Annotated in this window: 26 protein-coding genes; 17 read left to right on the forward strand and 9 right to left on the reverse strand. The window is 63.2% G+C overall.

Going from position 1 to position 26355, the window contains the following annotated elements; genetic code table 11:
• Positions 1 to 134 precede the first annotated feature (134 nt).
• Positions 135 to 365 carry a hypothetical protein gene (locus tag FRZ40_RS10050; protein ID WP_231516055.1) on the forward strand — a complete coding sequence of 77 codons (231 nt, stop codon included), beginning with the start codon at positions 135 to 137 and terminating at the stop codon, positions 363 to 365.
• Between the two features lie 26 nt (positions 366 to 391).
• Here FRZ40_RS10050 and FRZ40_RS10055 read toward each other — a convergent pair whose 3' ends face one another.
• Positions 392 to 994 carry an RBBP9/YdeN family alpha/beta hydrolase gene (locus FRZ40_RS10055; RefSeq protein WP_147234009.1) on the reverse strand — a complete coding sequence of 201 codons (603 nt, stop codon included), beginning with the start codon at positions 992 to 994 and terminating at the stop codon, positions 392 to 394.
• Between the two features lie 244 nt (positions 995 to 1238).
• Between FRZ40_RS10055 and FRZ40_RS10060 the strand changes: the two genes are divergently transcribed.
• The 6 genes from FRZ40_RS10060 (at position 1239) to FRZ40_RS10085 (ending at position 5358) form a co-directional block, all read left to right on the forward strand.
• Positions 1239 to 2180, forward strand: a complete 942-nt coding sequence (locus FRZ40_RS10060; RefSeq protein WP_147234010.1) for a 2-hydroxyacid dehydrogenase — start codon at positions 1239 to 1241, stop codon at positions 2178 to 2180.
• 82 nt (positions 2181 to 2262) lie between these two features.
• Complete coding sequence (locus tag FRZ40_RS10065; protein WP_028365751.1) at positions 2263 to 3189, forward strand: hydroxymethylglutaryl-CoA lyase; 927 nt, start codon at positions 2263 to 2265, stop codon at positions 3187 to 3189.
• 21 nt (positions 3190 to 3210) lie between these two features.
• A complete protein-coding gene (locus tag FRZ40_RS10070) occupies positions 3211 to 3744 on the forward strand; it encodes a YbaK/EbsC family protein (RefSeq protein ID WP_028365750.1) in 534 nt (177 codons plus the stop codon).
• Positions 3741 to 3989: a DUF1289 domain-containing protein gene (locus FRZ40_RS10075; protein WP_147234011.1), complete on the forward strand. Its 249-nt coding sequence runs from the start codon at positions 3741 to 3743 to the stop codon at positions 3987 to 3989. The genes FRZ40_RS10070 and FRZ40_RS10075 overlap by 4 nt, the downstream gene beginning before the upstream one ends.
• The gene (locus FRZ40_RS10080) at positions 3986 to 4441 is read left to right on the forward strand and encodes a MaoC family dehydratase (RefSeq protein WP_147234012.1); all 456 of its coding nucleotides are present in this window, start codon (positions 3986 to 3988) and stop codon (positions 4439 to 4441) included. The genes FRZ40_RS10075 and FRZ40_RS10080 overlap by 4 nt, the downstream gene beginning before the upstream one ends.
• Positions 4438 to 5358 (forward strand): MBL fold metallo-hydrolase, encoded by a 921-nt coding sequence (locus tag FRZ40_RS10085; RefSeq protein ID WP_147234013.1) that lies wholly within the window; start codon positions 4438 to 4440, stop codon positions 5356 to 5358. Before FRZ40_RS10080 ends, FRZ40_RS10085 begins: the two co-directional genes overlap by 4 nt.
• On the opposite strand, the gene FRZ40_RS44025 is transcribed toward FRZ40_RS10085, so the two are convergent.
• A complete protein-coding gene (locus FRZ40_RS44025; RefSeq protein WP_158646994.1) occupies positions 5339 to 5512 on the reverse strand; it encodes a hypothetical protein in 174 nt (57 codons plus the stop codon). The two genes, FRZ40_RS10085 and FRZ40_RS44025, sit on opposite strands and share 20 nt — an antisense overlap.
• A gap of 90 nt (positions 5513 to 5602) precedes the next feature.
• On the reverse strand, positions 5603 to 6511 hold the full coding sequence (locus tag FRZ40_RS10090; RefSeq protein WP_147234014.1) for a DMT family transporter: 909 nt from the start codon (positions 6509 to 6511) through the stop codon (positions 5603 to 5605).
• Positions 6512 to 6624: 113 nt separating this feature from the next.
• Here FRZ40_RS10090 and FRZ40_RS10095 point away from each other — a divergent pair, with 113 nt between their 5' ends.
• A complete protein-coding gene (locus FRZ40_RS10095) occupies positions 6625 to 7110 on the forward strand; it encodes an Lrp/AsnC family transcriptional regulator (RefSeq protein WP_147234015.1) in 486 nt (161 codons plus the stop codon).
• Positions 7111 to 7140: 30 nt separating this feature from the next.
• Here the strand turns inward: FRZ40_RS10095 and FRZ40_RS10100 are convergent, their stop codons facing one another.
• Complete coding sequence (locus FRZ40_RS10100; protein ID WP_147234016.1) at positions 7141 to 8031, reverse strand: alpha/beta fold hydrolase; 891 nt, start codon at positions 8029 to 8031, stop codon at positions 7141 to 7143.
• A 268-nt stretch (positions 8032 to 8299) separates the two neighbouring features.
• Between FRZ40_RS10100 and FRZ40_RS10105 the strand changes: the two genes are divergently transcribed.
• Entirely contained in the window at positions 8300 to 9259 is a 960-nt protein-coding gene (locus tag FRZ40_RS10105) for an NAD(P)H-dependent flavin oxidoreductase (protein WP_147234804.1), read from the forward strand.
• 73 nt (positions 9260 to 9332) lie between these two features.
• Here the strand turns inward: FRZ40_RS10105 and icmF are convergent, their stop codons facing one another.
• From icmF to FRZ40_RS10125, 4 genes are all read right to left on the reverse strand, one after another.
• Positions 9333 to 12707, reverse strand: coding sequence for a fused isobutyryl-CoA mutase/GTPase IcmF (gene icmF, locus FRZ40_RS10110; RefSeq protein WP_147234017.1), 3375 nt, complete (start codon positions 12705 to 12707; stop codon positions 9333 to 9335).
• Between the two features lie 123 nt (positions 12708 to 12830).
• On the reverse strand, positions 12831 to 13769 hold the full coding sequence (locus tag FRZ40_RS10115) for a LysR family transcriptional regulator (protein WP_147234018.1): 939 nt from the start codon (positions 13767 to 13769) through the stop codon (positions 12831 to 12833).
• Positions 13770 to 13940: 171 nt separating this feature from the next.
• A complete protein-coding gene (locus FRZ40_RS10120; protein ID WP_028365740.1) occupies positions 13941 to 15032 on the reverse strand; it encodes a porin in 1092 nt (363 codons plus the stop codon).
• Positions 15033 to 15581: 549 nt separating this feature from the next.
• Positions 15582 to 16142, reverse strand: a complete 561-nt coding sequence (locus tag FRZ40_RS10125; RefSeq protein ID WP_028365739.1) for a hypothetical protein — start codon at positions 16140 to 16142, stop codon at positions 15582 to 15584.
• Positions 16143 to 16698: 556 nt separating this feature from the next.
• Here FRZ40_RS10125 and FRZ40_RS10130 point away from each other — a divergent pair.
• The 8 genes from FRZ40_RS10130 to FRZ40_RS10165 all read left to right on the forward strand — a co-directional run bounded on the left by FRZ40_RS10130 (position 16699) and on the right by FRZ40_RS10165 (position 25273).
• On the forward strand, positions 16699 to 17721 hold the full coding sequence (locus FRZ40_RS10130; protein WP_147234019.1) for a bile acid:sodium symporter family protein: 1023 nt from the start codon (positions 16699 to 16701) through the stop codon (positions 17719 to 17721).
• A gap of 279 nt (positions 17722 to 18000) precedes the next feature.
• Complete coding sequence (locus FRZ40_RS10135) at positions 18001 to 19839, forward strand: EAL domain-containing protein (RefSeq protein ID WP_147234020.1); 1839 nt, start codon at positions 18001 to 18003, stop codon at positions 19837 to 19839.
• A 406-nt stretch (positions 19840 to 20245) separates the two neighbouring features.
• Entirely contained in the window at positions 20246 to 21232 is a 987-nt protein-coding gene (locus FRZ40_RS10140) for a LacI family DNA-binding transcriptional regulator (protein WP_028365736.1), read from the forward strand.
• Complete coding sequence (locus FRZ40_RS10145; RefSeq protein ID WP_028365735.1) at positions 21229 to 22491, forward strand: AGE family epimerase/isomerase; 1263 nt, start codon at positions 21229 to 21231, stop codon at positions 22489 to 22491. Before FRZ40_RS10140 ends, FRZ40_RS10145 begins: the two co-directional genes overlap by 4 nt.
• 18 nt (positions 22492 to 22509) lie before the next feature.
• Positions 22510 to 23436 carry a carbohydrate kinase family protein gene (locus FRZ40_RS10150; RefSeq protein ID WP_147234021.1) on the forward strand — a complete coding sequence of 309 codons (927 nt, stop codon included), beginning with the start codon at positions 22510 to 22512 and terminating at the stop codon, positions 23434 to 23436.
• 163 nt (positions 23437 to 23599) lie between these two features.
• Entirely contained in the window at positions 23600 to 23821 is a 222-nt protein-coding gene (locus FRZ40_RS10155) for a hypothetical protein (protein WP_028365733.1), read from the forward strand.
• Positions 23822 to 23941: 120 nt separating this feature from the next.
• Entirely contained in the window at positions 23942 to 24187 is a 246-nt protein-coding gene (locus tag FRZ40_RS10160) for a hypothetical protein (RefSeq protein WP_028365732.1), read from the forward strand.
• Between the two features lie 144 nt (positions 24188 to 24331).
• Positions 24332 to 25273 (forward strand): ion channel, encoded by a 942-nt coding sequence (locus FRZ40_RS10165; protein WP_147234022.1) that lies wholly within the window; start codon positions 24332 to 24334, stop codon positions 25271 to 25273.
• Between the two features lie 34 nt (positions 25274 to 25307).
• On the opposite strand, the gene FRZ40_RS10170 is transcribed toward FRZ40_RS10165, so the two are convergent.
• Complete coding sequence (locus tag FRZ40_RS10170; RefSeq protein WP_147234023.1) at positions 25308 to 25925, reverse strand: glutathione S-transferase family protein; 618 nt, start codon at positions 25923 to 25925, stop codon at positions 25308 to 25310.
• Positions 25926 to 26355: the final 430 nt, after the last annotated feature.

Here is a 26355-nt window from a genome sequence, read left to right on the forward strand (position 1 = left end):
CTGATCAAACAGAACCCTGCCTAAGAAAGAATTTCCTTAGGATCGTGTCAATGGAAACTTTAGAAAAACCTCTCGCGAAGCGTCGCTTTCACACGCTTCGACTGATTCACGGCAGTGTCAACATGGAGGCACGCATGACCCGGGCTGAAACCACGATCGAACACATTCTTCAGAATCTCGAAGTCCTCAATCGGGAGGTGCGCGAATTGAGGATCTATGTCGACGAGCGGTTCCGTCAATTTGAAGCGAAGATCGAAGCTCGCCTGAATGCGCTGGAAACCGCGATGCGTATCGAGTTTCGCCTGCTGTGGGCAGCGAACTTCGCCATCATAGGCATTCTCGCGAAGGGCTTTCACTGGATCTGATGCCGCGGCATCGCTTCGCTCTCGCGTCAGCTGAATACCTGCGCGGCAAGTTCCTCGGCCTCGTCATGAAAGCGCAGCGGCGCAGCGCAATGAGCGAGCGTATCGACGAAGTATTTCGCGCGCGGCCACGGGCCAAATCCCGCTGCCGTATTGATATGACCGGCGTCGCCAAGATTGACGAATGCGCTGCCCAGATGCGTTGCCAGTTCACGCGCACCGGCAAGCGGCATCCACGGGTCGGTCTCGCTGCCAATCAGAATGGAAGGCACGCCAAGGCGGCGGGCATCGAATGCACCTGCAAACTCGAACTTTTTCGGGCTGGCGGGCGCCACGAATAGCACGCCGGCAATATCGGCGGCTGGCACGCCCTGCTGCAACGCATGCGCAGTCGCAAGGCAGCCAAAGCTATGCGCGGCGAGCACGAACGGGCCGCGCTCGCGCGCCAGCAGGTCACGCACGGCCTGCGCCCATTGCGCCAGATCCGGTGCGTCCCAATCGGCCTGCTCGACGCGCAGCGAACGCGGAAACTGACGTTCGAGCCACGTTTGCCAATGCGCGCCTTCGCTGCCGTGCAAGCCCGGCACGGTCACGAGCCGGGGCGGCCAGATCGATCGTGTGCACGAAAACATGATTCTTTCCTCGCTTCGGGAATCCTGGAAATCATTGTCGCGTGGTCAGCGTGCCGCTCGAACCAATTTTTCCTGCTTTGTATATCGCCGTCTCCGTGCGCATGCCCGCACGTATCCGTGTTTGGCGCTTCTCGTCGGCGGCAACGGGCGCGAACGGCAGCGAAAAAGTAGAATGAAGCCTGTCCATAAAAGCAGCCCTTGCGGAATCGTCGCAAGGCTCGACGGCAACGCTCAACGGTCACGCATGAAAGTCCTGTTCTACACACCGCAATCCGATGCCGACGTCTGGCTGCGCGACCTGTCGCGTGCGCTGCCCGGCGCCGATCTGCGCGTATGGCAAGCGGGCGACGACGCCCCTGCCGATGTCGCCATCGTCTGGAAGCCGCCACGCGACATGCTCGCGGGCCGCAGCGATCTGCGCGCGATCTTCAATCTGGGTGCCGGCGTCGATGCCATCCTCAAGCTCGAGCGCGATCATCCCGGCACGCTGCCGTGTAGCGCGCAGCTCGTGCGGCTCGAAGACACAGGCATGGCACAACAGATGTCCGAGTACGTCACGCATGCCGTGCTGCGCTACATGCGCCGCTTCGACGAATACGACCAGCTCAAGGCGGAGCGCCGCTGGCATGTGCTCGAACCGCATGCGCGCGAAACGTTCACGGTCGGCGTGCTCGGCCTTGGCGTGCTCGGTTCGCACGTGGCGAGCTCGCTCGCATCGCTCGGTTTTCCCGTGCGCGGCTTCAGCCGCAGGCCGCGCGAGATCGAAGGCGTCGACACGTTCGCGGGCGACGATCAGCTCGACGCCTTCCTCAATGGCGTCAAGGTCCTCGTCAATCTGCTGCCGCACACGCCTGACACGAATGGCGTGCTGAACGCGCGCAATCTGTGGAAGCTCGCACGTGGCGCCTATCTCGTGAACATCGCGCGTGGCGCGCATCTGGTCGAACAGGACTTGCTCGATGCGCTGGAGCAAGGCCAGATCGCAGCGGCCACGCTCGATGTCTTCGCGGAAGAACCGCTCCCTGCAGAGCATCCGTTCTGGAAACATCCGCGCATCGCGATCACGCCGCATATCTCGGCGTTGACGCTGCGCGAAGAGAGCATCGCGCAGATCGCGCGGAAAATCGATGCGTTGGTGCGCGGCGAGTCCATCGGCGGAATCGTCGATATCGAACGCGGATACTGATCACGACAACAGCACGACAGACACGCGTGCATTCGACGGGCGCCGGCGCCAGGCCGCAAGCGTCCGTCAACAGGAGACAGACATGGCCATGCCACAAGCAGTCAAGATCGTCGAAGTCGGTCCGCGCGACGGACTGCAGAACGAAAAGGAATTCGTGCCGACCGAGATCAAGATCGAACTGATCAATCGCCTGTCGGCGGCGGGGTTCAGGAATGTCGAAGCGGCTTCGTTCGTGTCGCCGAAGTGGGTGCCGCAGATGGCCGACGGCGCCGACGTGATGGCGGGTATCACGCGCCGTCCAGGCACGATCTACTCGGTGCTGACGCCGAACCTGCGAGGCTTCGAAGGCGCCGTCGCCGCGCAAGCCGATGAGATCGTGATCTTCGGTGCGGCCAGCGAAGCCTTCTCACAAAAGAACATCAACTGCAGCATCGCGGAAAGCATCGAGCGCTTCGTGCCCGTCGCGCAGGCCGCGAAGGACAAGGGCATTCGCATCCGCGGCAGCGTGTCGTGCTCGCTCGGCTGTCCGTATCAGGGCGACGTGCCCGTGGCGTCGGTCGTCGATGTGGTCGAGCGTTTTGCCGCGCTCGGCTGCGACGAGATCGATATCGCCGACACGATCGGCGTCGGCTCGCCGAAGCGCACGCGCGAAGTGTTCGCCGCCGTCACACAGGTGTTCCCGCGCGAACGCCTGTCGGGACATTTCCACGATACTTACGGCCAGGCGCTCGCGAACATCTACGCGGCGTTGCAGGAAGGCATCGAGATTTTTCATGCGTCGGTGGCGGGGCTCGGCGGCTGTCCGTACGCGAAAGGTGCGACGGGCAACGTCGCGACGGAAGACGTGCTGTATCTGATGAACGGCCTCGGTATCGACACGGGCATCGATCTGGCGCAAGTCGTCGAGATCGGCGATTTCATCTCGACGTCGATCGGCCGCCCGAACGTGTCGCGCGCCGGCAAGGCACTGCTTGCGAAAGCGCGCAGCGAAAAATCCAGCTGCGTTTGAATCATCACAGGAACACACCCCATGTCGGATAACGCAACCGTACGACAACCCACTCACACGCCCGAACTCGATGCGCTGCCCGATTCGGCGCGCCGCGTCGCACTGCTGCTGCGCGAGCGCGGCCACGCCGGACACGTCGTGATGCTGCCGGAAACGGGCAAGACGTCGGCGGAAGCGGCGGCGGGTCTCGGCTGCTCGATTGCGCAGATCGCCAAGTCGATTCTGTTTCGCCGCCGCGAAGACGATGCGCCCGTGCTGATCGTTGCGAGCGGCGCGAATCGCGTCGACGAAAAGAAGGTCGCGGCGCAGGTCGGCGAAATCGCGCGCGCGGACGCCAGGTTCGTGCGCGAGAAAACAGGCTACGCAATCGGCGGCGTGTGCCCAATCGGTCACGCGACGCTGCCCGTCACGCTGATCGACGCCGATCTCTTCACGCTCGACAGCCTGTGGGCCGCCGCCGGCCATCCGCATGCCGTGTTCAATCTGACGCCGCAGGAACTGGCGACGCTGACGGGCGCGCCCGTCGTCGACGTGGCATTGCGCGAAACGGCATGATGTCCGACACCGCGCGCGCGCTCGGAACGGCGCGAAGCATCGCGCCCGTTCCTTCGCCTTGCATCAACGTGTGCCGCATGAACAAGGCGACCGGCCTGTGCGAAGGCTGCATGCGCACGATCGACGAAATCGCCAACTGGTCTTCGTTCGACGACGCGGCAAAGCGCGGCGTATGGGATGAAATCGAAAAGCGTCACGCCGGTTACATGGCGAAGCAGGCAGTCGAGCGAGAGGCGAAGACATGAACACGCCGCCGCGCGTCGTCACGATTGGTGAGACATTCGGCGCGACGCTGAACCTCTCGGTCGAATCGATCAAGTCGTTTGCGACGACCGTCAACGATCTGAATCCGCTGCATCACGACGAGGCTTACGCAGCGCAAAGCCGCTTCGGCGGATTGATCTCTTCCGGCACGCAGCCGACCGCACACTTCATGGCGCTGCTCGCCACGCACTTTTCGACGTATGCACAGCCGCTCGGGCTCGAGTTCGACATCAAGCTCAAAAAAGCCGTGCACAGCGGCGACACGCTGACGATGACATGGCGCGTCGTCGGCGCATTCTGGAAGGCAAGCCTCAACGGCGATCTGACGCAACTCGAAGGAAGCGTCGTGAACCAGCGCGCCGAAACGGTGGTGATCGGCAAGTCCACGATACTCGTGATGCCGAAGGCGGCCGCTCAGGAAAACACGGCATGATCGCGCTGCCTGAGTCGATACGCGTGTTCGAACGCGGCTGGCTGTCGTCGAACAACGTGCTGCTCGTCGATGAAGCTTGTGCGGCGCTCGTCGATACGGGTTACGCGTCGCACGCGGCGCAGACTGTCGCGCTCGTCCAGCATGCACTCGGCGCGCGGCCGCTCGATCTGATCGTCAACACGCATCTGCATTCGGATCACTGCGGCGGCAACGCGCGATTGCAGGCAACGTGGCCGTGCAAAACGCTGATTCCGTCGACGGAAGCCGATGCCGTGCGCGAGTGGGACGAAGCCCGTCTGACCTTTCGCGCGACGGGTCAGTTCTGCGAACGCTTTGCGTTTTCCGGCACGATCGAGCCGGGCATGCGCCTGACGCTCGGTGCGCTTGCGTGGGACGTGCTCGGCGCGCCGGGCCACGATCCGCATTCGCTGATGCTCTACTGTGCCGAACATCAACTGCTGATCAGCGCGGACGCATTGTGGGAAAACGGCTTCGGCGTGATCTTTCCGGAACTCGAAGGCGAAAGCGGTTTCGCCGAGCAACAGGCCGTGCTCGAACTGATCGGCACGCTCGACGTGAAAACGGTCATTCCCGGCCACGGCGCGCCATTTTCCGACGTGCACGCCGCGCTCGACCGCGCGCTGTCGCGTGTGGCGTGGCTGCGTGCCGATCCGTCGCGCAACGCGAAGAACGCGCTGAAAGTATTGATCGTGTTCAAGCTGCTCGACGCGCGCGCGATGTCTTTCGAAACGTTACTGCGCATGGTCGATGAAGCGAGTGTCATGCGCGCTGCCGCGTCGATGCTGCAACCGCGCAGTGCATGGCCTGCGCTGCTGCGCGAACTGGTCGAAGGATTGGCTGGGAAGAATGGTCCGCTGCAATTCGACGGCGAGCAAATCAGCGCGCGCGCGGAATGATTTGTGAGGCCCTGGCCGCGCTGACAAGATAGTCGGCGCATCGCGAACGGACGTACAAAAAAGAAAGCCGCTCGGCTTTCAGTTCGAGCGGCGCAATGATGTTGACGTGATCAGCGTCGAAGAAATAATACCCGCGCGCACCTTTCGAACGCATCGGTGATTTCCCTACAGATTCTTTAACGTCCGGCCTGACGCCTTATTCGGAATCCGTACTATCGGTATGAACTACCGTTATATCGCACGGTTATATCGAGTAACGCCGCGCCGGCACGATACGCCAGCCCAGGTTCACGCCCGCTGCCGCAAGCAGAATCAGCACCGCGCCAAGCACCTGAATCCACGCGAGCTTTTGTCCGAAGGCGATCCGGTCGACGGCGATCGCGACGACCGGGTAGATGAAAGAGAGCGCGCCCGTCATCGCCGTCGGCAGTTTCTGGATTGCACCATACAGCAGCACGTACATGATTCCCGTGTTCACGACGCCGAGCGTAACGAGCTCCAGCCAGTGCGTGCCCGTGGAAGGCAATGCGCCGTACTGCACGAATGGCGCGAGCACGACGACGCCCGTCGTCACGGTGATCAGCGCGATAAGGTGCGGCGGCGTGTTCTTCAAGTGCTTTGTGATGATCGACGAGACGGCGTACAGGAACGCCGCGCCGACCGCGTACGCGACGCCTTGCAGATATTGCCCCGGCACCGCGAGCACAGCCGGTTCTACTTTCACGACGAACACAAGACCGACGAATGCGATCAGCAGCCACGCGAGCGTCGACGCCGTCACGCGCTCGCGGAACACCACTGCGCCCAGCGCGACGAGCATGAACGGCTGCGTGCTGTAGACCGTCGTCGCCATCGAGATCGACGCGCGGGAGTAAGCCGCGAACAGCAACACCCAGTTGGCGACGATGGCCGCGCTGCCGAGCGTGGCGAGCACGATCATCTTCCACGAGAACAGCTTGCGTCTGAGCAGCCCGCGCGCCGCACAGATCAGCAGCAAGGTCGCGCCGCCGAACAGGCAGCGGAAGAAGGCGACGTTCAGCGCCGATTGCTGCGACGACACGACCAGCCAGCCGATCGTTCCGGACATGAGCATGGCGAGCGTCATCTCCAACGCGCCGCGCCGCACTTCACGCACTTCGTTGCCTGCTGCCATCTGACACTCTCCAGAAGATTCACATCCTGCCGTCAGTGTAATTAACCCGACTGGCGCAATACATATCTAAAATTAGGTGCTACCGCAAATTCACCTTGAATGTGAAGGCCAACATGGCTAAACACCTTTCGCCCGCATCGAAACATCCGCCCTCATCCACGCAGCTCGACGACACCGATCGCATGCTGCTCGCGAGTCTCGCCGACGACGCGCGCCAGCCCGTCAGCGAACTGGCGCGCAACGTCGGCCTCTCCGCGCCCGCCACGGCGGACCGCTTACGGCGTCTCGACGCGCAAGGCGTGATCGAACGCTTCACCGTGCAGCTCGATCCGCGCGCGCTCGGCTACACGCTGCAGGCGATCGTGCGCGTGAAGCCGCTGCCCGGGCAATTGCATCTGGTGGAGGAGGTGATACGGCGCATTCCGGAGTTCGTCGAATGCGACAAGGTGACGGGCGACGACTGTTTCATCTGCCGCCTGTATCTGCGCTCGATCGATCAGCTCGACGAGATCCTGTCGAAAGTGACCGAGCGTGCGGAAACGAGCACGGCCATCGTCAAATCGACGCCCGTGCCGCGGCGTCTGCCGCCGCTCGGCTGAACGGGCGAACGGCTAGCGCGCCGGAGAGAATCAAAGCTCGACGGCTTCGAAGAACGACAGCATCTCCGCGACGAGTTTGGCGGGCGCTTCCTCGGGGATGTAGTGGCCGCACGGCAGCGAGCGTCCGCTGACGTCGCGCGCGACCTTGCGCCATTCGTCGATTGGCTCAAAGCACTTGTCGATCACGCCCTCCGCGCCCCACAGCACGCGCAGCGGACACGCAATCTTCTGCCCACGTTCGACATCCGCGCGGTCGTGCTCGAGGTCGATCGTCGCCGATGCGCGGTAGTCCTCGCACATCGCATGCACGGCGCCCGGTTGCCGTAAAGCCTTGCGGTACTCGGCGAGCACCTCGGGCGCGAACGGCGCGAGCCCGGCGTGGCGGCTTCCCATTACACGGTCGACGTAGATGTCGGGATTGCCTTCGATCAGTGTCTCCGGCAGCGGCTCGGGCTGGATCAGGAAGAACCAGTGGAAATAGAGCGTCGCGAACGTGCGGTCGGTGGCTTCGTACATCGCGAGCGTCGGCGCGATGTCGAGCAGCATCAGACGTTCGACGGCGTCGGGGAAGTCGAGCGCCATCCGGTGCGCGACGCGTGCGCCGCGATCGTGCGCGCAGACAAGAAAGCGCTCGTAGCCAAGGTCACGCATCACGGCGATCTGATCGGCGGCCATCGCGCGTTTCGAGTACGGCGCGTGCGCCGCATCGCTCGGCGGTTTCGCCGACGCCCCATAGCCGCGCAGGTCGGTTGCGATCACCGTGAAATGCTCGGCGAGTTGCGACGCGCACCGATGCCAGATCAGATGACTCTGCGGATGTCCGTGCAGCAGCAGCAAAGGCGGCCCTGCTCCGCCCTTGACTCCGAAGATATGGACGTCGCCGGCTGTGACCCGAAACGGAGTGAAGTCTGCGAAGGGCATGTCGGATCTCGTTCTCGTTGTAAGTCTCGGCATTGTAGAAGGCGGGTGTGTGGCTGCGAGTGGGATAGCCCACGCTTTCGTAGAACCTGAACTCTCCTTCAAACGCCGTCGCACGCGCAACGCAGTCAAGAGTCGCCTATAATCGAACGATCGTTCTTAAATTAGAATTCCGACGGCTGTCTGAAGACGCAAATCGCGGATGTCAGCCGCTACACTCATATCGCCGGGCATTCTCATGTACCGGCATGTCGATCAGGAGACTCGCATCATGGCATTGCCCGCCGTCCTGCAGCACCTTGTCCTGCCCGTCGTCGCTTCGCCGATGTTCATCGTCAGCTATCCGGAACTCGTGCTCGCGCAGTGCAAGGCCGGGATCGTCGGTTCGTTCCCTGCGCTCAATGCGCGTCCCGCCGAACTGCTCGACGAATGGCTGACGCAGATTCAGGCTTCGCTGGCCGAGCACAAGGCGGCGAACCCGAACGCCGTCATCGGACCGATTGCCGTCAACCAGATCGTGCATCAGTCGAATGCGCGGCTCGAGCACGACATCAGTGTCTGCGTCGAGCACAAGGTGCCGATTTTCATCACGAGCCTGCGCGCGCCCGCGAAAGAAATCGTCGATGCCGTGCACAGCTACGGCGGCATCGTGCTGCATGACGTGATCAATCTGCGTCACGCGCAAAAGGCGCTGGATGCGGGCGTCGACGGCCTGATTCTCGTCGCGGCGGGCGCGGGCGGACACGCCGGTACGACGTCGCCGTTCGCACTGGTCGGTGAAGTGCGGCGTATGTTCGACGGCCCGATCGTGCTGTCCGGCTCGATCGCGAACGGCGGCTCGATTCTCGCCGCGCAGGCGATGGGCGCCGACCTCGCGTACATGGGCACGCGCTTCATCGCGACGAAGGAAGCGCATGCCGTCGAGGGCTACAAGCAGGCGATCATCAACGCGAATTCCGCCGATATCGTCTACACGAACCTGTTCACGGGCGTGCACGGCAACTACATCCGCGAAAGCATTGTGCACGCAGGGCTCGACCCCGACGCGCTGCCCGAATCGGACAAGACGAAGATGAACTTCGGCAGCGACAAGGCGAAGGCGTGGAAGGACATCTGGGGCGCGGGCCAGGGCGTGGGTCTGATGCACGACGTGCCGAGCGTCGCCGATCTGGTCGCGCGGCTGAAGGACGAGTATGAGACTGCGAAGGCGCGGCTCGGGATCGGCCGCTGACGCATCGGCATCGCATGCACGAATGGAAAAGGCCGCGCTTGTTCAATGCGGCCTTTTTCCTTTACGCAGCAAGTCACATATTCCGCCGATACTGCCCGCCCACTTCGAACAGCGCATGCGTAATTTGCCCAAGCGAACAGACGCGCACGGCATCCATCAATACGGCGAACACGTTCTGATCGTCGATAACGGCCCGCTTCAGCCGTTCGAGCATGGTCGCCGTATCGCTTTCGTTGCGTGACTGGAACGCGCGCAATCGCTTGAGCTGGCTCTGCTTCTCGTCTTCCGTCGAGCGCGCGAGGGCAATCGGCAACGGCGCGTCGTGCGCATGCGCGCCGAGAAACGTGTTCACGCCGACGATCGGATACGAGCCATCATGCTTGCGATGCTCGTACAGCATCGACTCGTCCTGAATCCTGCCGCGCTGATAACCCGTTTCCATCGCGCCGAGCACGCCGCCGCGCTCCGTCAGCCGGTCGAACTCGGCCAGCACGGCGGCTTCGACGAGATCGGTCAGTTCGTCGATGACGAAGCTGCCCTGGTTCGGATTCTGGTTCTTCGCGAGTCCCCACTCGCGATTGATGATCAGCTGGATCGCAACGGCACGGCGCACGGAATCTTCCGTCGGCGTCGTGATCGCTTCGTCGAACGCGTTCGTGTGCAGCGAGTTGCAGTTGTCGTAGATCGCGATCAGCGCCTGCAGCGTCGTGCGGATATCGTTGAAATCGATTTCCTGGGCGTGCAGGCTGCGGCCCGATGTCTGCACGTGATACTTCAGCTTCTGGCTGCGCTCGTTCGCGCCGTAACGCTCACGCATCGCGACGGCCCAGATGCGACGCGCGACGCGGCCGAGCACCGTGTATTCCGGGTCCATTCCGTTCGAAAAGAAGAACGACAGGTTCGGCGCAAAGTCGTCGATGTCCATGCCGCGCGCAAGATACGCTTCGACATACGTGAAGCCGTTCGCGAGCGTATACGCGAGCTGCGAGATCGGGTTCGCGCCGGCCTCGGCGATGTGATAGCCGGAAATTGACACCGAATAGAAATTGCGCACGCCGTGCTCGACGAAATACGCCTGAATGTCGCCCATCACCTTCAGGCTGAACTCCGTCGAGAAAATGCACGTGTTCTGACCTTGATCCTCCTTGAGGATGTCGGCCTGCACCGTGCCGCGCACGTTTTCGAGTGCGAAACGGCGCGCGGCATCGAGTTCGTCCTGCGAAGGCTCGCGTCCTTGCTGCTGCGCTTTTGCGCGTGCGATTGCAATCTGCTGGTCGATCGCGACATTGAAGAACATCGCGAGTAGGGTCGGCGCAGGACCGTTGATCGTCATCGACACCGACGTCTCCGGCGCGCACAGGTCGAAGCCGTCGTAGAGCGCCTTCATGTCGTCGAGCGTCGCGACGGACACGCCCGAATTGCCCACCTTGCCGTAGATGTCGGGCCGCTCGTGCGGCTCTTCGCCGTAGAGCGTGACAGAGTCGAACGCCGTCGACAGACGCTTCGCAGGCATGCCCTCGGACAGCAGCTTGAAACGACGGTTGGTGCGAAACGGATCGCCCTCGCCTGCGAACATGCGCGTCGGGTCTTCATTCTCTCGGCGGAACGGAAACACGCCCGCCGTGAACGGGAAATAGCCGGGCAGATTGTCGAGCATCAGCCAGCGCAGGATTTCGCCGGGATCCTTGTACGCCGGCAACGCGACCTTGCGGATCTTCGAACCCGACAGCGTTTCGACGGTGAGCGCGGTGCGGATTTCCCTGTCGCGAATCTTCACGACGTGTTCGTCGCCGGAATAGGCGGCGACCGTCTTCGGCCACGAGTCGAGCAACGTTTTCTCGCGCTCGCCCATCTGCGACGTGCGCGCCTCGATCAGCGCGTCGAATGCTGCCGTGCCAGGCACATTGCCGTCCGCTTCGTTCAGCATGCGGCGCGCTTCGTCGAGTTGCCAGCGCTCGCGCGCGAGTTGCGACTGCGCTTCGGCGCGCTCGCGATACGCGCGCACCGTAAGCGCGACATCCGCCAGATACCGCACGCGCGCGGGCGGCACGATGGCGTTGCGGCCCGTCGAGTGCCGCAGACGGTCCAGCTTCGGCAGGCGGCCGTTGCTTTCACGCAGGCCGCACTCATGCAGCGCCGCCGCGATATGTTGGTACACAGCCGTCACACCATCGTCGTTGAATCTCGATGCGATTGTGCCAAAAACTGGCATTTCATCTATCTTCGAGGCGAACTTCTGCTGGTTACGCTGGACCTGTTTCGCGACGTCGCGCAACGCGTCGGCGGCGCCCTTGCGGTCGAATTTGTTGATCGCGACGAAATCCGCGAAGTCGAGCATGTCGATTTTCTCGAGCTGGCTCGCGGCGCCGAACTCGGGCGTCATCACGTACAGCGACTTGTCGGCGTGCGGCACGATGGCCGCATCGCCCTGACCGATGCCCGATGTTTCCACCACGATCAGATCGAAGCCCGCCAGCTTGCAGGCGTCGATCGTATAGGGCAGCGCATCGGAAATTTCGCTCGATGCGTCGCGCGTCGCCAGCGACCGCATGAACACGCGCGCGCCGTTGCCCCAGTCACCGATCGCATTCATGCGGATGCGGTCGCCGAGCAGCGCGCCGCCCGACTTGCGGCGCGACGGATCGATCGCGATCACCGCGACGGTCAGCGTGTCGCCGTAGTCGAGACGGAAGCGGCGGATCAGTTCGTCCGTCAGCGACGACTTGCCCGCGCCGCCCGTCCCCGTGATGCCGAGCACGGGCACGTTCGCCTGTTGCGCGTGCGCCGCGAGTTCCGCGCGGACGGCGGGATCGAGATCGCCGGTTTCGAGCGAGGTGATCACGCGCGCAAGCCTGCGGAAAGTCGCCAGGCGCGCGGCGCTATCGGTGTCACGGTGCAGCGCGTCCTTCAGTTCGCGAAGTTCTTGCGACGGCTGGGTGTCCCGTCGCGCAGCGTCGCGGCAGCGCACGATCATGTCGTCGATCATGCCTTGCAGCCCGAGCCGCTGTCCGTCGTGCGGCGAATAGATGCGCTCGACGCCGTACTGCTGCAACGCCGCGATCTCTTCCGGCACGATCACGCCGCCGCCGCCGCCGAATACCTTGATCCGCTCGCCGCCGCGCTCGCGCAACAGATCGATGAGATAGCGGAAGTATTCAATGTGCCCGCCCTGATAGCTCGACACCGCGATGCCGTCCGCGTCTTCCTGCAACGCGGCCGTTGCGACTTCTTCGACGGAGCGGTTGTGCCCCAGATGGATCACCTCGACACCGCTCGCCTGCAAAATGCGCCGCATGATGTTGATCGATGCGTCGTGGCCGTCGAACAGCGCGGCCGCCGTGACGAAGCGCAATCGCCGCGACGATTGCTCGCCCGGCGCGCGCGGTGCGGAAGATCGGGAAGCGGGCGCGTCGTCGCCGATGCGCTGCGGCGTGGAAAGATCGGTCATGTCTCCCCCGGATCGAATCGTCAGGTCGTTCGTCTCGTGCTTCGCGGGTGCTGCAAGCAGTATAACGATACGACCCGGTCGTCCGTGCGCCGTTCACCAGGCGAGCGCTTTTGCGTGCACCGTTCAGCGCCGCGCGAGTGCCTTGATCTGCTCGAGCGTCGGCCAGAGCGTTTCGCTGGAGAAGCGCTCTGCGATGAAATCGACGAACGAGCGCACCTTCGCGGACAGATGGCGACGGCTCGCATAGACGACGTGAATCGGCAACTCACGCGGCGGCAGTTCGTCGACGAGCAAAGGCACGAGACGGCCTTCCGCGAGATCGTCGCCGATCACTTCCGTGCCGAGCAGCGCAAGCGCCGCGCCCTGCAACACGACGACGCGCTGCGCCTCGAGATGATTGACGATCAGATTGCCCGACAGCTTGACGCGCGCACTCTCGGCATTCGCGCCCGCCACGAGTTCGAGCGCCGACACGCCTGCATACTGGATGATGTTGTGGCGCGAGAGATCTGCGGCATTCCGGGGCGCGCCATGCCGCTCGATGTATTCAGGCGATGCGCATAACACCAGATGCGCCGTCGCGACCTGCCGCGCGATCAGCGACGACGACTTGAGCCCCGACGGCGACGCGCGGATCGCGACATCGAAGCCTTCGTCGATCAGTTCGACGACGCGATCCGATAGCGTGATATCGACGGTCACTTGCGGATACTGCGTCGCGTAATCGGCGACGGCGCTCATCACATGGCGCAGACCGAACGCCGATAGCGACGACACGCGCAATCGGCCTTGCGGCACGACGCTCGCGGCACCGACCGCCTGTTCCGCTTCGTCGAGTTCGCTCAACACCTGGCTCAAACGCTCGTAGTATTCGCGACCCGCCTCGGTCGGCGCGACGCGGCGCGTCGTGCGATTCAGCAACCGCGCGCCGAGTTGCTGTTCGAGATGCATCACATGCTTGCTCGCCATCGCCGCCGACATGTCCATCTTCTCCGCCGCGCCGACAAAGCTGCCGACCTCGACGACGTGGCGAAACACTTTCATGCTGACGAGGGTGTCCATTGCAGTCGCTCGGAATAGGAATGAATCGGGCTGATTCCCGGGACTTTATCAAGGAGCCGTCGTCAATGTGCGGTGCGCGGGAGCATCGGAAAGAAAAAACCCCGCGTTCCGTGAGGGACGCAGGGCTTTGCTCGTGCGGCGCGCCGAGAGCGCCGTCGGCGTTCGCCGCGCTCAGAACTTCGCGCGCAGGCCCATGCCAGCCGTGTAGCCCGACGACTGGCTCGTGTACTTGTCGTACAGATAGGCGGCGTACACGTCGGTACGCTTGGACAGCGGGTAGTCGTAGCCGATGGCCGCCGACTGGTGCATCTGATCCAGACCGCCTGCGTCGCGCGAGTACGCATACGACGCCATCACGGTGCCCGTGCCCAGCGGCACCGACACGCCGCCCTGCGCCGTGTTCACGTGCCAGCTGCCGACATCCTGGTCGTTCTTCGTGTACATGTACTGGCCGTAGAACTTCGCGAACTTCAGATCGTACGACACGCCTAGCTGGCCAACCGACTGGCTCTTCAGCCCCGCGACCAGCGAACCGAGGTCGGTCGGCGAGTTGTTGAAGTTCACGTACTGGAACACGCCCGTCGCTGCGAACGGACCGTGGAAGTACAGGAACTGCGCGCTGTATTTCTTCGAGCCGTTGTGATCGGCGGAATTGCCGAGCGCGTACATCGCGCTGCCCGACAGGCCGCTGAAGTCCGGCGTCGAGTACTGGACCGCGTTGTTCCAGCCCGAATCGCCGACCACGCCCATGTCCGTCGTGTAGGTCGGGAACGTGCCCAGACCGAGGAACACGTGATACACCGCCGGCGAGAAGACATACGAGTCGATGAACGGATTGAACAGAATCGTCGACACGAACAGTTGCGTCGTCAGACGGCCCGCCGTCACCGTGCCATATGGCGATTCGATACCGACATACGCGTTACGGCCGAAGAACGTGTCGCCGTCGAAGCGGCCGAACTTGCCGTTCTGCGCACGGAAGAAGTCTTCCAGGGTGAAGATCGCCTTGTAGCCGTTGCCCAGATCTTCTGCGCCCTTGATGCCCCAGTACGACGTCGACATACCGCCGCCCGACACGTTCCATGCGCTCTGGCTGCCCGGGAACTTCGTTACGCCGACCCATTCGTCGACCTGACCATAAAGCTGCACGCTCGACTGCGCGAACGACGACGTCGATGCAATGGCCAGTAAGGCGCCGATGACGGTCGCCTTCAGGCTCGCCTTACGGCTTGTTCTCAGCGCACGGCTGACGGTGGTATTCATGGGTTCTCCTGTCTTTGTCAAAAGGGTGTGGCTGTACGGCGGGGCGCTCGCCGGATCCGTGATTTGTTGTCCGTCTGATCGTCGAGCCAATCGGGGCTGGGACAAATCTTTGCGGACCATTTTTATGGACAAAAATATCTGTGCTTATTGCGGGTATATGGGACTGAATAGTTTGGTGAACTTTCGGCCTGATACTGGTTGCCGGTGCACCTTGTTTCCGCGTCGCCGCAAACCCGCGCAGGCGCTCTGAAGGGCGCGGATTCTACAGCACGACAGACGACGTGACGCGCATCGATCGAGGATTGACGCAGCGCCGCAACAACGAGGGGATTTGATGACAAAAGCTCGCGCACTGACGAGCGATTTCAAAAAAGTGTGGCGTGCTTACGTCAGATCAATCGGGTGAATTTTGACGAGGCGTGCGGAGACGTCAGAGAACGACGAGGCGAGTTTGAGAGGAGACCGATCCGAAACTCGGTGTGAGACGGATGGCATAAGAGACGGTCGCGCCCGAAGCCAGGGTGCGATGTAAAGCGCAAAAGCGAGGGGTCAGTTGCGGTAAGGCGAAGGAGACGGAATACGCGACGATTCGCCGGGTGGCCGAGGAATGGGCCGCGATGCCCCGCGCTCTTCGTTGTAGCGCGTGACGTCGTCGCGAATCGACCCGACGTGTGCCGATTGCGCATTGGAAGGCGGACGCGGCGCGTTGCGCGAATCTGTGCTGATGGGTGTGATTGCGCCTGCGTACTGCGTGCCGACATATTGCGCGGCCGGACGGTTTCGATAAACGTCTGAGGGAACCATCATGCGTTGAGCGCCGTAGCCGGATGCGTTGCCGCGCATGGTCGGCACGTCGTTTCGCGCATAGCGCCCCGTATGACTGGACATCGGAACGCCACGCGGCATCTCGCGCGATACGTTGGCGCGCGGCACGGGGTTGCCGTGCACGGGTCCGCCAAACGACGAGCCGTGAAATCCTGCGCTGCCGCCGAAAAAGCCATGTCCGTCATGCTGGACGAATGACGGCTTCGCATAGGCGAGCGAGGTCAGCGCAACGACCAGCGCGCCCGTCATCCACCATTTGATCCTCGACAGCCCTACAAGCACCATGTTTCACCTGCCCGACGACCCGCCTGAGAGTCCGCCGTTCGAGCTGCGGCTGGACTGGTTTCGGGACTCTCGCGACGCGGAACACGTTGCTGTGCGCAAAGCCCCATCGGCCTTCGAACAGTAATTTATTGTCGGGCTCCAAGGGTGTCGAGCCAAAATATGTTAGGTCTGCGGCACTCTTGTAACGCATTGTTACTGCGACGTTTTTTCGCCACAAAGACCTTGCGGGCCAAAGCGAAAAAAGCGCTGAAAACAAGGTGATTCGAACACCTGAATTCGTCTGAACAGTGGCGCAAAAATGCGGCTTCAAAGACAGTATTCGAGCGTCTGGTCGATACTTGAAACATGGGCCGCGGCGAGCATCGGCGGCAACATTCTGGGTGCAGGCACAACCATACGGGAGTCCAGAAGCGCGATCTCTTTCATGCGTTTACGTAATTAATCAATTCGGCAAATGAATTTGCTTTTTCAATCGCTTTACACCGACAATAGCCCTTTGGCGACCGCCCGCCGGCGGCGACAAGGCAATCGCTTTATACGCACCGAGATTTAAGAGATGGCCCGTCCGAAACTCCTGCCCGACAATTTCACGCTGTGCCTGATCGGCACGGTGATTTTCGCCAGCCTGCTGCCTGTGCACGGCCAGGCGGCGCAGGCGTTCAACTGGGTCACTGACGTTGCTGTCGGGCTGCTGTTCTTCCTGCACGGCGCCAAGCTCTCACGCGAGGCGATCATTGCCGGCGCCACGCACTGGCGGCTTCACCTCGTCGTGCTGCTAAGCACGTTCGCGCTCTTTCCGGTGCTCGGGCTCGTACTCAAACCGCTTCTTTCGCCCCTCGTGACGCCTGCGCTCTACGCCGGCATCCTGTTCCTCTGCACGCTGCCGTCGACGGTTCAGTCGTCGATCGCGTTCACGTCGATTGCGAAGGGCAACGTGCCCGCCGCCGTATGCAGCGCGTCCGCGTCCAGTCTGCTCGGCATCTTCATCACGCCCGCGCTGGTCAGTGTGATCGTCACGAACCAGGCCGCGAGCGGCGGCTCGCCGTGGCATACGGTGTGGAACATCGTGCTGCAGCTGCTCGTGCCCTTCGTCGCCGGGCAGTTGCTGCGGCCGATGATCGGCGGATGGATCGAGCGCAACCGCGCCGTGCTGAAATTCGTCGATCAAGGCTCGATCCTGCTGGTGGTCTACGGCGCGTTCAGCGAGGCCGTCAATGAAGGCCTGTGGCATCAGATTCCGCTTGCCGCATTGGGCGGTCTGCTGGTGGTGTGCGCCGTGCTGCTCGCGCTCGCGCTGGCGGTGACGATCTTCGTCAGCAAGCGCCTCGGCTTCAGCCGCGCCGATCAGATCACGATCATCTTCTGCGGGTCGAAGAAGAGCCTCGCCGCCGGCGTGCCCATGGCGAAGGTAATTTTCGCGACGCACGCGGTGGGCGCTGTCGTGCTCCCGCTGATGCTGTTCCATCAGATCCAGCTGATGGTCTGCGCCGCGCTCGCGCAGCGCTGGGGGGCGCGCGACGTCAGCGCCGAAAAGCGCGCTGCGCAAAAAGGCACGGCGGCCGCTGTTGCGCGCCGCTAGGCCTGCTTCGAATGAGATGGAATTCATAAGCGCTCTCCCTGAGTGCATGTCGTGGAAAGCCGCCTGCGGGCGGCTTTTTTGTTATTTCAGCGCCCCCGCTCCTCGCTGTCGCCTCGGCACGACGGCATAGGAAAAACGCACTTCCGTCGATATGCGTTCCAGATAATGGAACCGCTTTCGCGACGCACCAAACCGGTGCCTCGCGTCACTAAAAATTCACTTAATTCTCGCGCCTGGCCGCCGATAAGCCGTCGGTCCAATGCTCCGGCCGTGTGTGTCATGTCTCAACGCTCGCCTTCCCTCAATGCAGCGCCGCGCATCGTCGATCTGATAGCGCAGCGTGACCTGTCCGCCGTATTCCAGCCGATCGTCGAATTCGAAGACGGCGCCATTCTCGGCTACGAAGGATTGATTCGCGGGCCGGCCGGCACCGCGCTGGAGACGCCCTACGCGCTGTTCGCGCAGGCGGCCGCCGAAGGCAGCGTGATCGCGCTGGAGCGCGCGGCCGCGCGAACCTGCATCGAAGCGTTCGCGAAGCTCGGCTACGACGGCAAGCTGTTCCTGAATTTCAGCGCGGGCGCGATCCGCCAGCTCGCCGACGACCGCGACAGCACCTTCATGATGTTGCGCAATATGGGCGTCGATGCCGAGCGCATCGTGATCGAGCTGACCGAGCAGAGCGCGATCCCCGACGTCGCGAATTTTCTGCCCGCCATCTCCGTGCTGCGCTCGGCGGGCGCCCAGTTCGCGCTCGACGATTACGGCACGGCGAACGCCAGCATGAACCTGTGGGTGCGCCTGCGGCCCGACGTGGTGAAGATCGACCGATTTTTCATTCACGACATCGCCTGCGATCCGCTCAAATTCGAAGCCGTCAAGGCGATGCAGCACTTCGCGGCCGCGAGTGGCGCACGCCTCGTCGCCGAAGGGATCGAAAACGAAGCGGATCTGATCGTCGTGCGCGACATGGGCATCGCCTGCGGACAGGGCTATTTCTTCGGAAAGCCGAGCGCGCGCCCGCCGCGCAAGCTCGCCGACGACGCACGCGAAGCGCTGCGCTCGGGCCACATCGCCGTGTTTCCGGAAGCGACGCGCTCGGTGAGCGCCTCGCCGTCGGGCGGCATGGCGTCGGCGAAAATGGTCGTGCACGCGCCCGCGCTGCCGCGCAACGCGACCAACAACGACGTGCTCGAACTCTTCAACCGGCTGCCGAACCTGCATGCCGTCGCCGTCGTCGAGCAGGAAAAGCCCGTCGCGCTGATCAATCGCCGCGCATTCATGGACCGTTACGCGCTGCCGTATCACCGCGAACTGTTCGGCAAGCGGCCCTGCATGCTGTTCGCGAACGAGTCGCCCGTCGTCATTGAAAAGTCGATGACGGTCGAGGACATGGCCAAGCTGCTCGCCAGCGACGACCAGCGCTACCTGGCCGACGGCTTCGTCATCACCGAGCAGGGCCGCTATGTGGGCCTCGGCACGGGCGAAAGCCTGGTGCGCGCGGTGACGGAAGTGCGCATCGAAGCGGCCCGCTATGCGAATCCGCTCACCTTCCTGCCGGGCAATATTCCCATCAGCTCGCACATCACGCGTCTGCTCAGTCACGAAGCGGGCTTTTACGCGTGCTACGTCGACCTGAATCACTTCAAGCCATTCAACGACCAGTACGGCTACTGGCAAGGCGACGAAGTGCTGAAATTCGCCGCTCACGTGCTCGCCGAGGTCTGCGATCCCACCCGTGATTTTCTCGGGCATGTCGGCGGCGACGATTTCCTGGTGCTGTTTCAGAGCGAGGACTGGCACGAGCGCGCGCAGCGCGCGATTCGCGTGTTCAACGAAGGCGCGCAGCGCTTTTACGCGCCGGGCGACCGTCTGGCGGGCGGTATCCACGGCGAAGACCGGCGCGGCAATCCGATGTTCTTCGGTTTTGTGACGATGGCCATCGGCTGCGTGCAGGTGCAGCCGCGGGTCGACGACGCCGCCTATAGCAGCGAGGACATCGCATCGGTGGCGGCGCTCGCCAAACGCCGCGCGAAAAGCGAAGCGTCCGGCCTCGTGACGGTCGGGTTCGAGGAAAGCCAGATGCTTCTGCAAGGCCGCGCGATGGCAACCGTCGACTGAGCCGCGCCGCCCGCTTCGACTTCCCGCGCGCCTTCTGGGCACCTTCTGGGCACCTTCTGGGCACCACATCGCGCAGCGCGGCACAGCGCAGACAGTTTCCTGTCACGCCACATAGTCACTTTGGCAACGCGACTCCTGACCGTGCGCGCCTCCATTTTCGCGTTCTGATTCGCCCATGAACGCGAGGCGGGAGCACCCGCCCGTGCGCGCGCGGCGTGTCGAATAATGAAATTCGCGAATCGTTTAGAGAATTTTACTAAACAAATTAGAAGCATTCTCTGCGCCTATATACGGGTATCTACGCGTATCGAAAGCTATCTGACAAGGATTTCCGAGTGACGTTTTACTATACAATCACCCGAACCTGAACTTCGCGGCGGCGCCCGCTTGCGCCGCCGTCTTTTCGATGGCTACAACGATCCGCGACGTCGCCCGCGCGGCCAGCGTGTCGATCGGCACCGTCTCGCGCGCACTGAAGAATCAGCCAGGCCTGTCGGAGTCGACACGCGAGCGCGTCGTCGAAACCGCGCGGCTGCTCGGCTACGATTCCGCCCAGTTGCGCCCGCGCATTCGCCGGCTGACGTTTTTGCTGCATCGGCATCACAACAACTTCGCCGTCAGTCCCTTCTTTTCGCACGTGCTGCACGGCGTCGAGGATGCGTGCCGCGAGCGCGGCATCGTCCCGTCCGTGCTGACGGCGGGTCCGACGGAAGACGTGGTGCAGCAGATGCGCCTGCACGCGCCCGACGCGATCGCCGTCGCCGGCTTCGTCGAGCCCGAAACGCTCGCGACGCTCACCGCGATGAAGCGCCCGCTCGTGCTGATCGACCTGTGGGCGCCGAACCTGCGCTCGGTGAATCTCGACAACCAGGCGGGCGCCGCGCTCGCGATGCAGCATCTGTTTGCGCAGAAGCGCACGCGGGTCGCGTTCATCGGCGGCTCGCTCGCGCACTACAGCATCGCGCAGCGCGCGCTCGGCTACCGGCGCGCGTTCTTCGAAGCCGGTCTGCTTTTCGATCCGTCGCTGGAACTGACGATCGACGCCGGGCTCGATCCCGACGCCGGCGCCGCGCTCGCGATGGAACAGCTGCTCGATCGTCCCGGCCCGCACCCCGACGCCGTCTTCGCGTACAACGACCTCGCGGCGCTCGCCGCGTTGCGCGTGTGTCTCGCGCGCGGTTTGCGCGTGCCCGAGGACATCGCGATCGTCGGCTTCGACGACATTCCCGCCGCCGCGCACGCGCGCCCGCCGCTCACGACGATCGCCGTCGACAAGGAAGCGCTCGGTCGGCGCGGCGTCGAACTGCTGCTCGACGACACGCCGCCCGCACTCGACATTCGCGTACCCGTCCAACTCGTAGTCCGTGCCAGTACCTCGGTGAACACGCCATGAAACAACCCGACACGACTCTTTCGAACGACACCGCCAACCACCAGGCGCCGCCCGTCGCGAGCTTCCGCGACGGCGCGTTCCTGCTGTCGCACATCGAAGACACGCTGCGCTTTTACGCGCCGAACGTGTTCGATCCGAGCGGCGGCTTCTTCCACTTTTTCCGCGACGACGGCTCGATCTACAACCGCACGACGCGACACCTCGTCAGCAGCTGCCGCTACGTGTTCAACTACGCGATGGCGTACCGCCAGTTCGGCGATCCGCAGCATCTGGAGTACGCGCAGCACGGGCTGAAGTTCCTGCGCGACGGCCATTGGGATCCGCATCATCAGGGCTACGACTGGGAGGTCGACTGGCGCGACGGCCACCGCCGCACGCTCGACGCGACGCGTCACTGCTACGGCCTCGCCTTCGTGCTGCTCGCGTATTCACACGCGGCGATGGCGGGCATCGAAGAAGCGAAGCCGATGATCGCCGCGACGTTCGAACTGATGGAGCACCGCTTCTGGGATCCCGCAGCGGGGCTGTACGCCGACGAAGCCACCGCCGACTGGCGCGTGAGCTCGTATCGCGGCCAGAACGCGAACATGCACACGACGGAAGCGCTGCTCGCCGCATATGAAGCGACAGGGCACCTCGTCTATCTCGACCGCGCCGAACGTGTCGCGACAAACATCACGCTGCGTCAGGCGAAGCTGTCGCAAGGTCTCGTGTGGGAGCACTTTCACGCTGACTGGTCGGTGGACTGGCACTACAACGAGGAAGACAGCTCGAACATCTTCCGTCCGTGGGGTTTCCAGCCGGGCCATCAGACGGAATGGGCGAAGCTGCTGCTGATTCTCGAACGTCACCGTCCGTTGCCATGGCTGCTGCCGCGCGCGATCGAACTGTTCGACGCCGCGATGACTCACGCATGGGACCACGATCACGGCGGCCTCTATTACGGCTTCGGCCCGGACCGTACCGTCTGCGATCACGACAAATACTTCTGGGTGCAGGCCGAAACCTTCGCGACGGCCGCGCTGCTCGGCAAGCGCACGGGCAACGAGCGCTTCTGGGACTGGTACGACGAGATCTGGCGCTACAGCTGGACGCATTTCGTCGATCATCGCTACGGCGCGTGGTATCGCATCCTCACGTGCGACAACCGCAAGTACAGCGACGAAAAGAGCCCGGCCGGCAAGACCGACTATCACACGATGGGCGCCTGCTACGAAGTGCTGCATCATGCGTTGCAGACTTCCAGCGCGTCCGCATAACCTGGTACGGTGACCATCATGAGCGCGAACTCCGAATTTTCCCCTGCGTTTCCTGATTTCGTTTCCGCTGGCGACATCCTCACCGATCTCGTGCGCACGGGCCCTTCGACCTGGCTGTCGGTGCCGGGCGGTGCGGGCTGGAACGTCGCCCGCGCAGTAGCCCGGCTCGGCCTGCCGACGGCCTGCGCCGGTTCGCTCGGCGTCGACAATTTCTCCGACGATCTGTGGCATGCAAGCGAATCCGCCGGTCTCGACATGCGCTTCATGCAGCGTGTCGAGCGCGCGCCGCTGCTCGCCGTCGTGCATCAGACGCATCCGCCCGCGTACTTCTTCATGGGCGACAACAGCGCGGACCTCGCGTTCGATCCGTCGAAGCTGCCCGAAGGCTGGATCTCGCACGTGAAGTGGGCGCACTTCGGCTGCATCAGCCTCGTGCGCCAGCCGCTCGGCACGACGCTCGCGACGCTCGCCGCCGAACTGCGCGCACGCGGCGTGAAGATCAGCTTCGATCCGAACTACCGCAATCTGATGGCGCACGGCTACGAGCCGACGCTGCGCCAGATGGCGGGGCTCGCCGATCTGATCAAGGTATCGGACGAAGATCTGCGCATGCTGTTCAAGACCGGCGACGAAACGGCCGCCCTCGCGCAACTGCGCGCAATGAATCCGAAGGCGATCGTGCTCGTCACGCGCGGCTCGGAAACGGCGACGCTGATCGACGGCGACCGCATCGTCGAAGCGAAGCCGCCGCGCGTGGCCGTTGCGGATACGGTCGGTGCGGGCGACGCGTCGATCGGCGGGCTGCTGTTCAGCCTGATGACGGCGCCGCAGCGCAAGTGGGAAGAACATCTCGCGTTTTCGCTCGCGGCGGGCGCCGCTGCGTGCCGCCATTCGGGCGCGCATTCGCCGACGCTCGATGAAGTCGTATCCTTGCTGCAGGATTGACGGGAAAAAGTTGCCGGTACAAGCACCGACGGGCAACTCCGCCCTCTGCGCGACGGCCCGCGGAGCCGTTCGCATGCGCGATGAAAGCGACGCGAGGGGTCGACATGTGAGCGTCGAAATCGCGTGCTAGGATGGAATCTCCCCCTTGCAGGAGAGAGGCATCATGGAGGACGTCACCTACACCAAAGGTCTCTATACGGCGACGGCAACCGTTCGCCCGGTAGATGGCGGGAAGTACCAGGGCATCGTTGCACTTTCGCGCGACGAAGGCGAAGAGACCGAGGACACGGTCTACGAAGTCGAAGCCACTTCGGCGACGGCTGACGAAGCGCTCGAAGAAGCCAAAGCGCTGGCGCACAGAATCCTCGGCGAGATCGAACTCTAGGCGGATGCACCTGCGGGCAGCAGAACCCGCAGGCATCGGTTTTTCGCATTGACGCAGACGTGGCGCGTCCGCCGCGCGCCGCGCCTACGACCTTTTCAAGCTGACGAGGCGGAGGCGATCATGGCAGAACCGCTCTTTCTTTACGGCGTGTATGCGATACACGTGCGGCCACTCGAATTGCAGGGCACGCGCTGGGACGCCGAGTACGAAATCCGGCATCGCGATCATCCCGTGAAGCGCTGGACGACGGTAGGCGGCGACGCAGGCTTTGCGACAGAAGCCGAAGCCGTCGAGATGGCGCATCAGCAGGCCGTTGCCGATATCGAGCACGGCGCAGGCGTGCCGAAGCCGCGCGCGTTTCCCTGATTGCACGAAGGCAGCATCTTTGCCTATGACACCTCGCCGCCCATAGGCGAAGGGCCGCGCTACACTACTCGCCGCAGCGGGCGACGTCAGTGACGGGCGCGCCATGACGCTGCGCGACACACTCGTCAGCGGAACAGAAAAACAATGAGCGCGATCCCACCCGAATCCAGCGGCGATCATCCCGCGCGCGCAGGCCGCCGTCTCGACCGGAAGATTCGCGTCCGCTCGCATACGGTCATTGCGCACGGCTTGCCGCTGCGCGTGTGGCAGGATCTCTATCACCGCGCGCTGACGATCAGCTGGCCCGTGTTCTTCAGTTCGCTGGCGTTTCTGTTCCTCGTGCTGAACTCGGTTTTCGCGTCGCTGTATGAACTCGGCGGCGCCGCGATCGCCAATCAGAATCCCAAGGGTTTTGCAGGTGCTTTCTTCTTCAGCGTCGAAACGCTCGCGACAGTCGGCTACGGCGACATGCATCCGCAGACACCATATGGGCATCTCGTCGCGACGCTCGAAATCTTCGTCGGCATGTCGGGCATTGCGCTGGCCACGGGCCTGATCTTCGCGCGCTTTTCGAGGCCGCGCGCGAAGATCATGTTCTCGCGCTTTGCGATCGTGCGTCCGATCGACGGACAGACCACTTTGATGGTGCGCACCGCGAACGCGCGGCAAAACGTGATCGTCGAGGCGCGTGCGCGGTTGCGGCTGATGCGCGTCGAGCGCTCGACGGAAGGTTACGTGCTGCGCAAGATTTACGACCTCAAGCTCGTGCGCGACCAGCAGCCGATGTTTTATCTCGGCTGGAACCTGATGCACGTGATCGACGAAGCGAGTCCGCTGTTCGGTGAAACGCGCGAGAGTCTCGACGCGCAGGACGCGTCGCTGTTGCTCACGATAGAAGGCTCGGACGAAAACACCTCGCAGACGATGCAGGCGCGCTTTTCATGGCCCGGCGATGATATTCGCTGGCAGCACCGCTTCGTCGATCTGATCCGCGAAGAGAACGGCGTGAGCCATATCGACTACTCGCATTTCGACGACGTCGAGCCGCTGCAGCCGCACGAACTGCAGCAGGCGCCGACGGGCTGAGCGGCTGATTCGTCCAGCTGATTCGTCCCGCTGGCTAGTGCTTCAGATTCAACGCTTCGATTTCGCGCTGCTCGATAGCCATTGCGCGCTGATGTGCATCGCGCGCGACCGCCCGTTCGACGTATTCGCCGATGCGCCCCGACGGCTCCAGCAGCTTTGCGACGAACGCGATCTGCAGCGTGCCCGCGAGCAGCAGATCGGCGGCGGAGAAGCGCTCGCCGAGGAGCCATTGGCCTTCATCGAGCGCCATATCGATTGCCGCTTTCACGCGTTCGAGGTTGCCCCAGCCGAAGCTGAACGAATTGCCCGAAGCGCCTGTCAGTTTCTCGGCCATCGCCGGTTCCAGGCAGCCTGGCGTGAAGAAGAGCCATTGCAGGAAACGCCCACGGAGCGGGTCGCCTACAGGCGCGCCAAGGTTGGCCTCGGGGAAACGGTCGGCCAGATACAGAAGCACTGCGCCCGATTCGGCGACCTGCACGCCGTCGTCGTCGAGTGCGGGGAGTTTGCACATCGGGTTGATGTGGTGGAAGTTGGTGGTGTCCTGTTCGCCGGCGCGGAGGTTCACGTGCGCCAGTTCGTATGGCGCGGCGATTTCTTCCAGCATCCAGAGCGCGCGGAATGCGCGGGTTTTGGGCCAGTAATAAAGTTTCATCGGGGGCCTCGGTTTTTGCCTTCGGCGATTCGGGCGGGGTGAGGCTAGGGTAGCTCACAAATGGGCTGGTGTCTTGGCGCTGGCATACGAGGTTTGCGGCTGCGCTGGCATCCGGGTTTTGCGGCTGCGCTGGCATCCGCGATTTGCCTTCGTGCTTCATGCGTTGCCCCTGTGCGGGGCGGCACCTACTTTTCTTTGCAGCGGCAAAGAAAAGTAGGCAAAAGAAAGCCGCTCACCCCGCCAGTTCTGGTTATTGCCTGCGGGCCCCCAGCGGGTCCCGCACTCCAGACGGCAACGCACTGTCTTTCGCCCGTCGCCAGCGTGCTAACTCACGCATCACCCGCTTAACCCTCCCGCGTCACGCTTCGCTTTACCAGAAAATCCCCGGCCGCCCAGGTGGCAAACTGTGTGTAGGCCGTCGCGACGGAAG

The organism is Paraburkholderia azotifigens, from assembly GCF_007995085.1.
Classification (GTDB): domain Bacteria; phylum Pseudomonadota; class Gammaproteobacteria; order Burkholderiales; family Burkholderiaceae; genus Paraburkholderia; species Paraburkholderia azotifigens.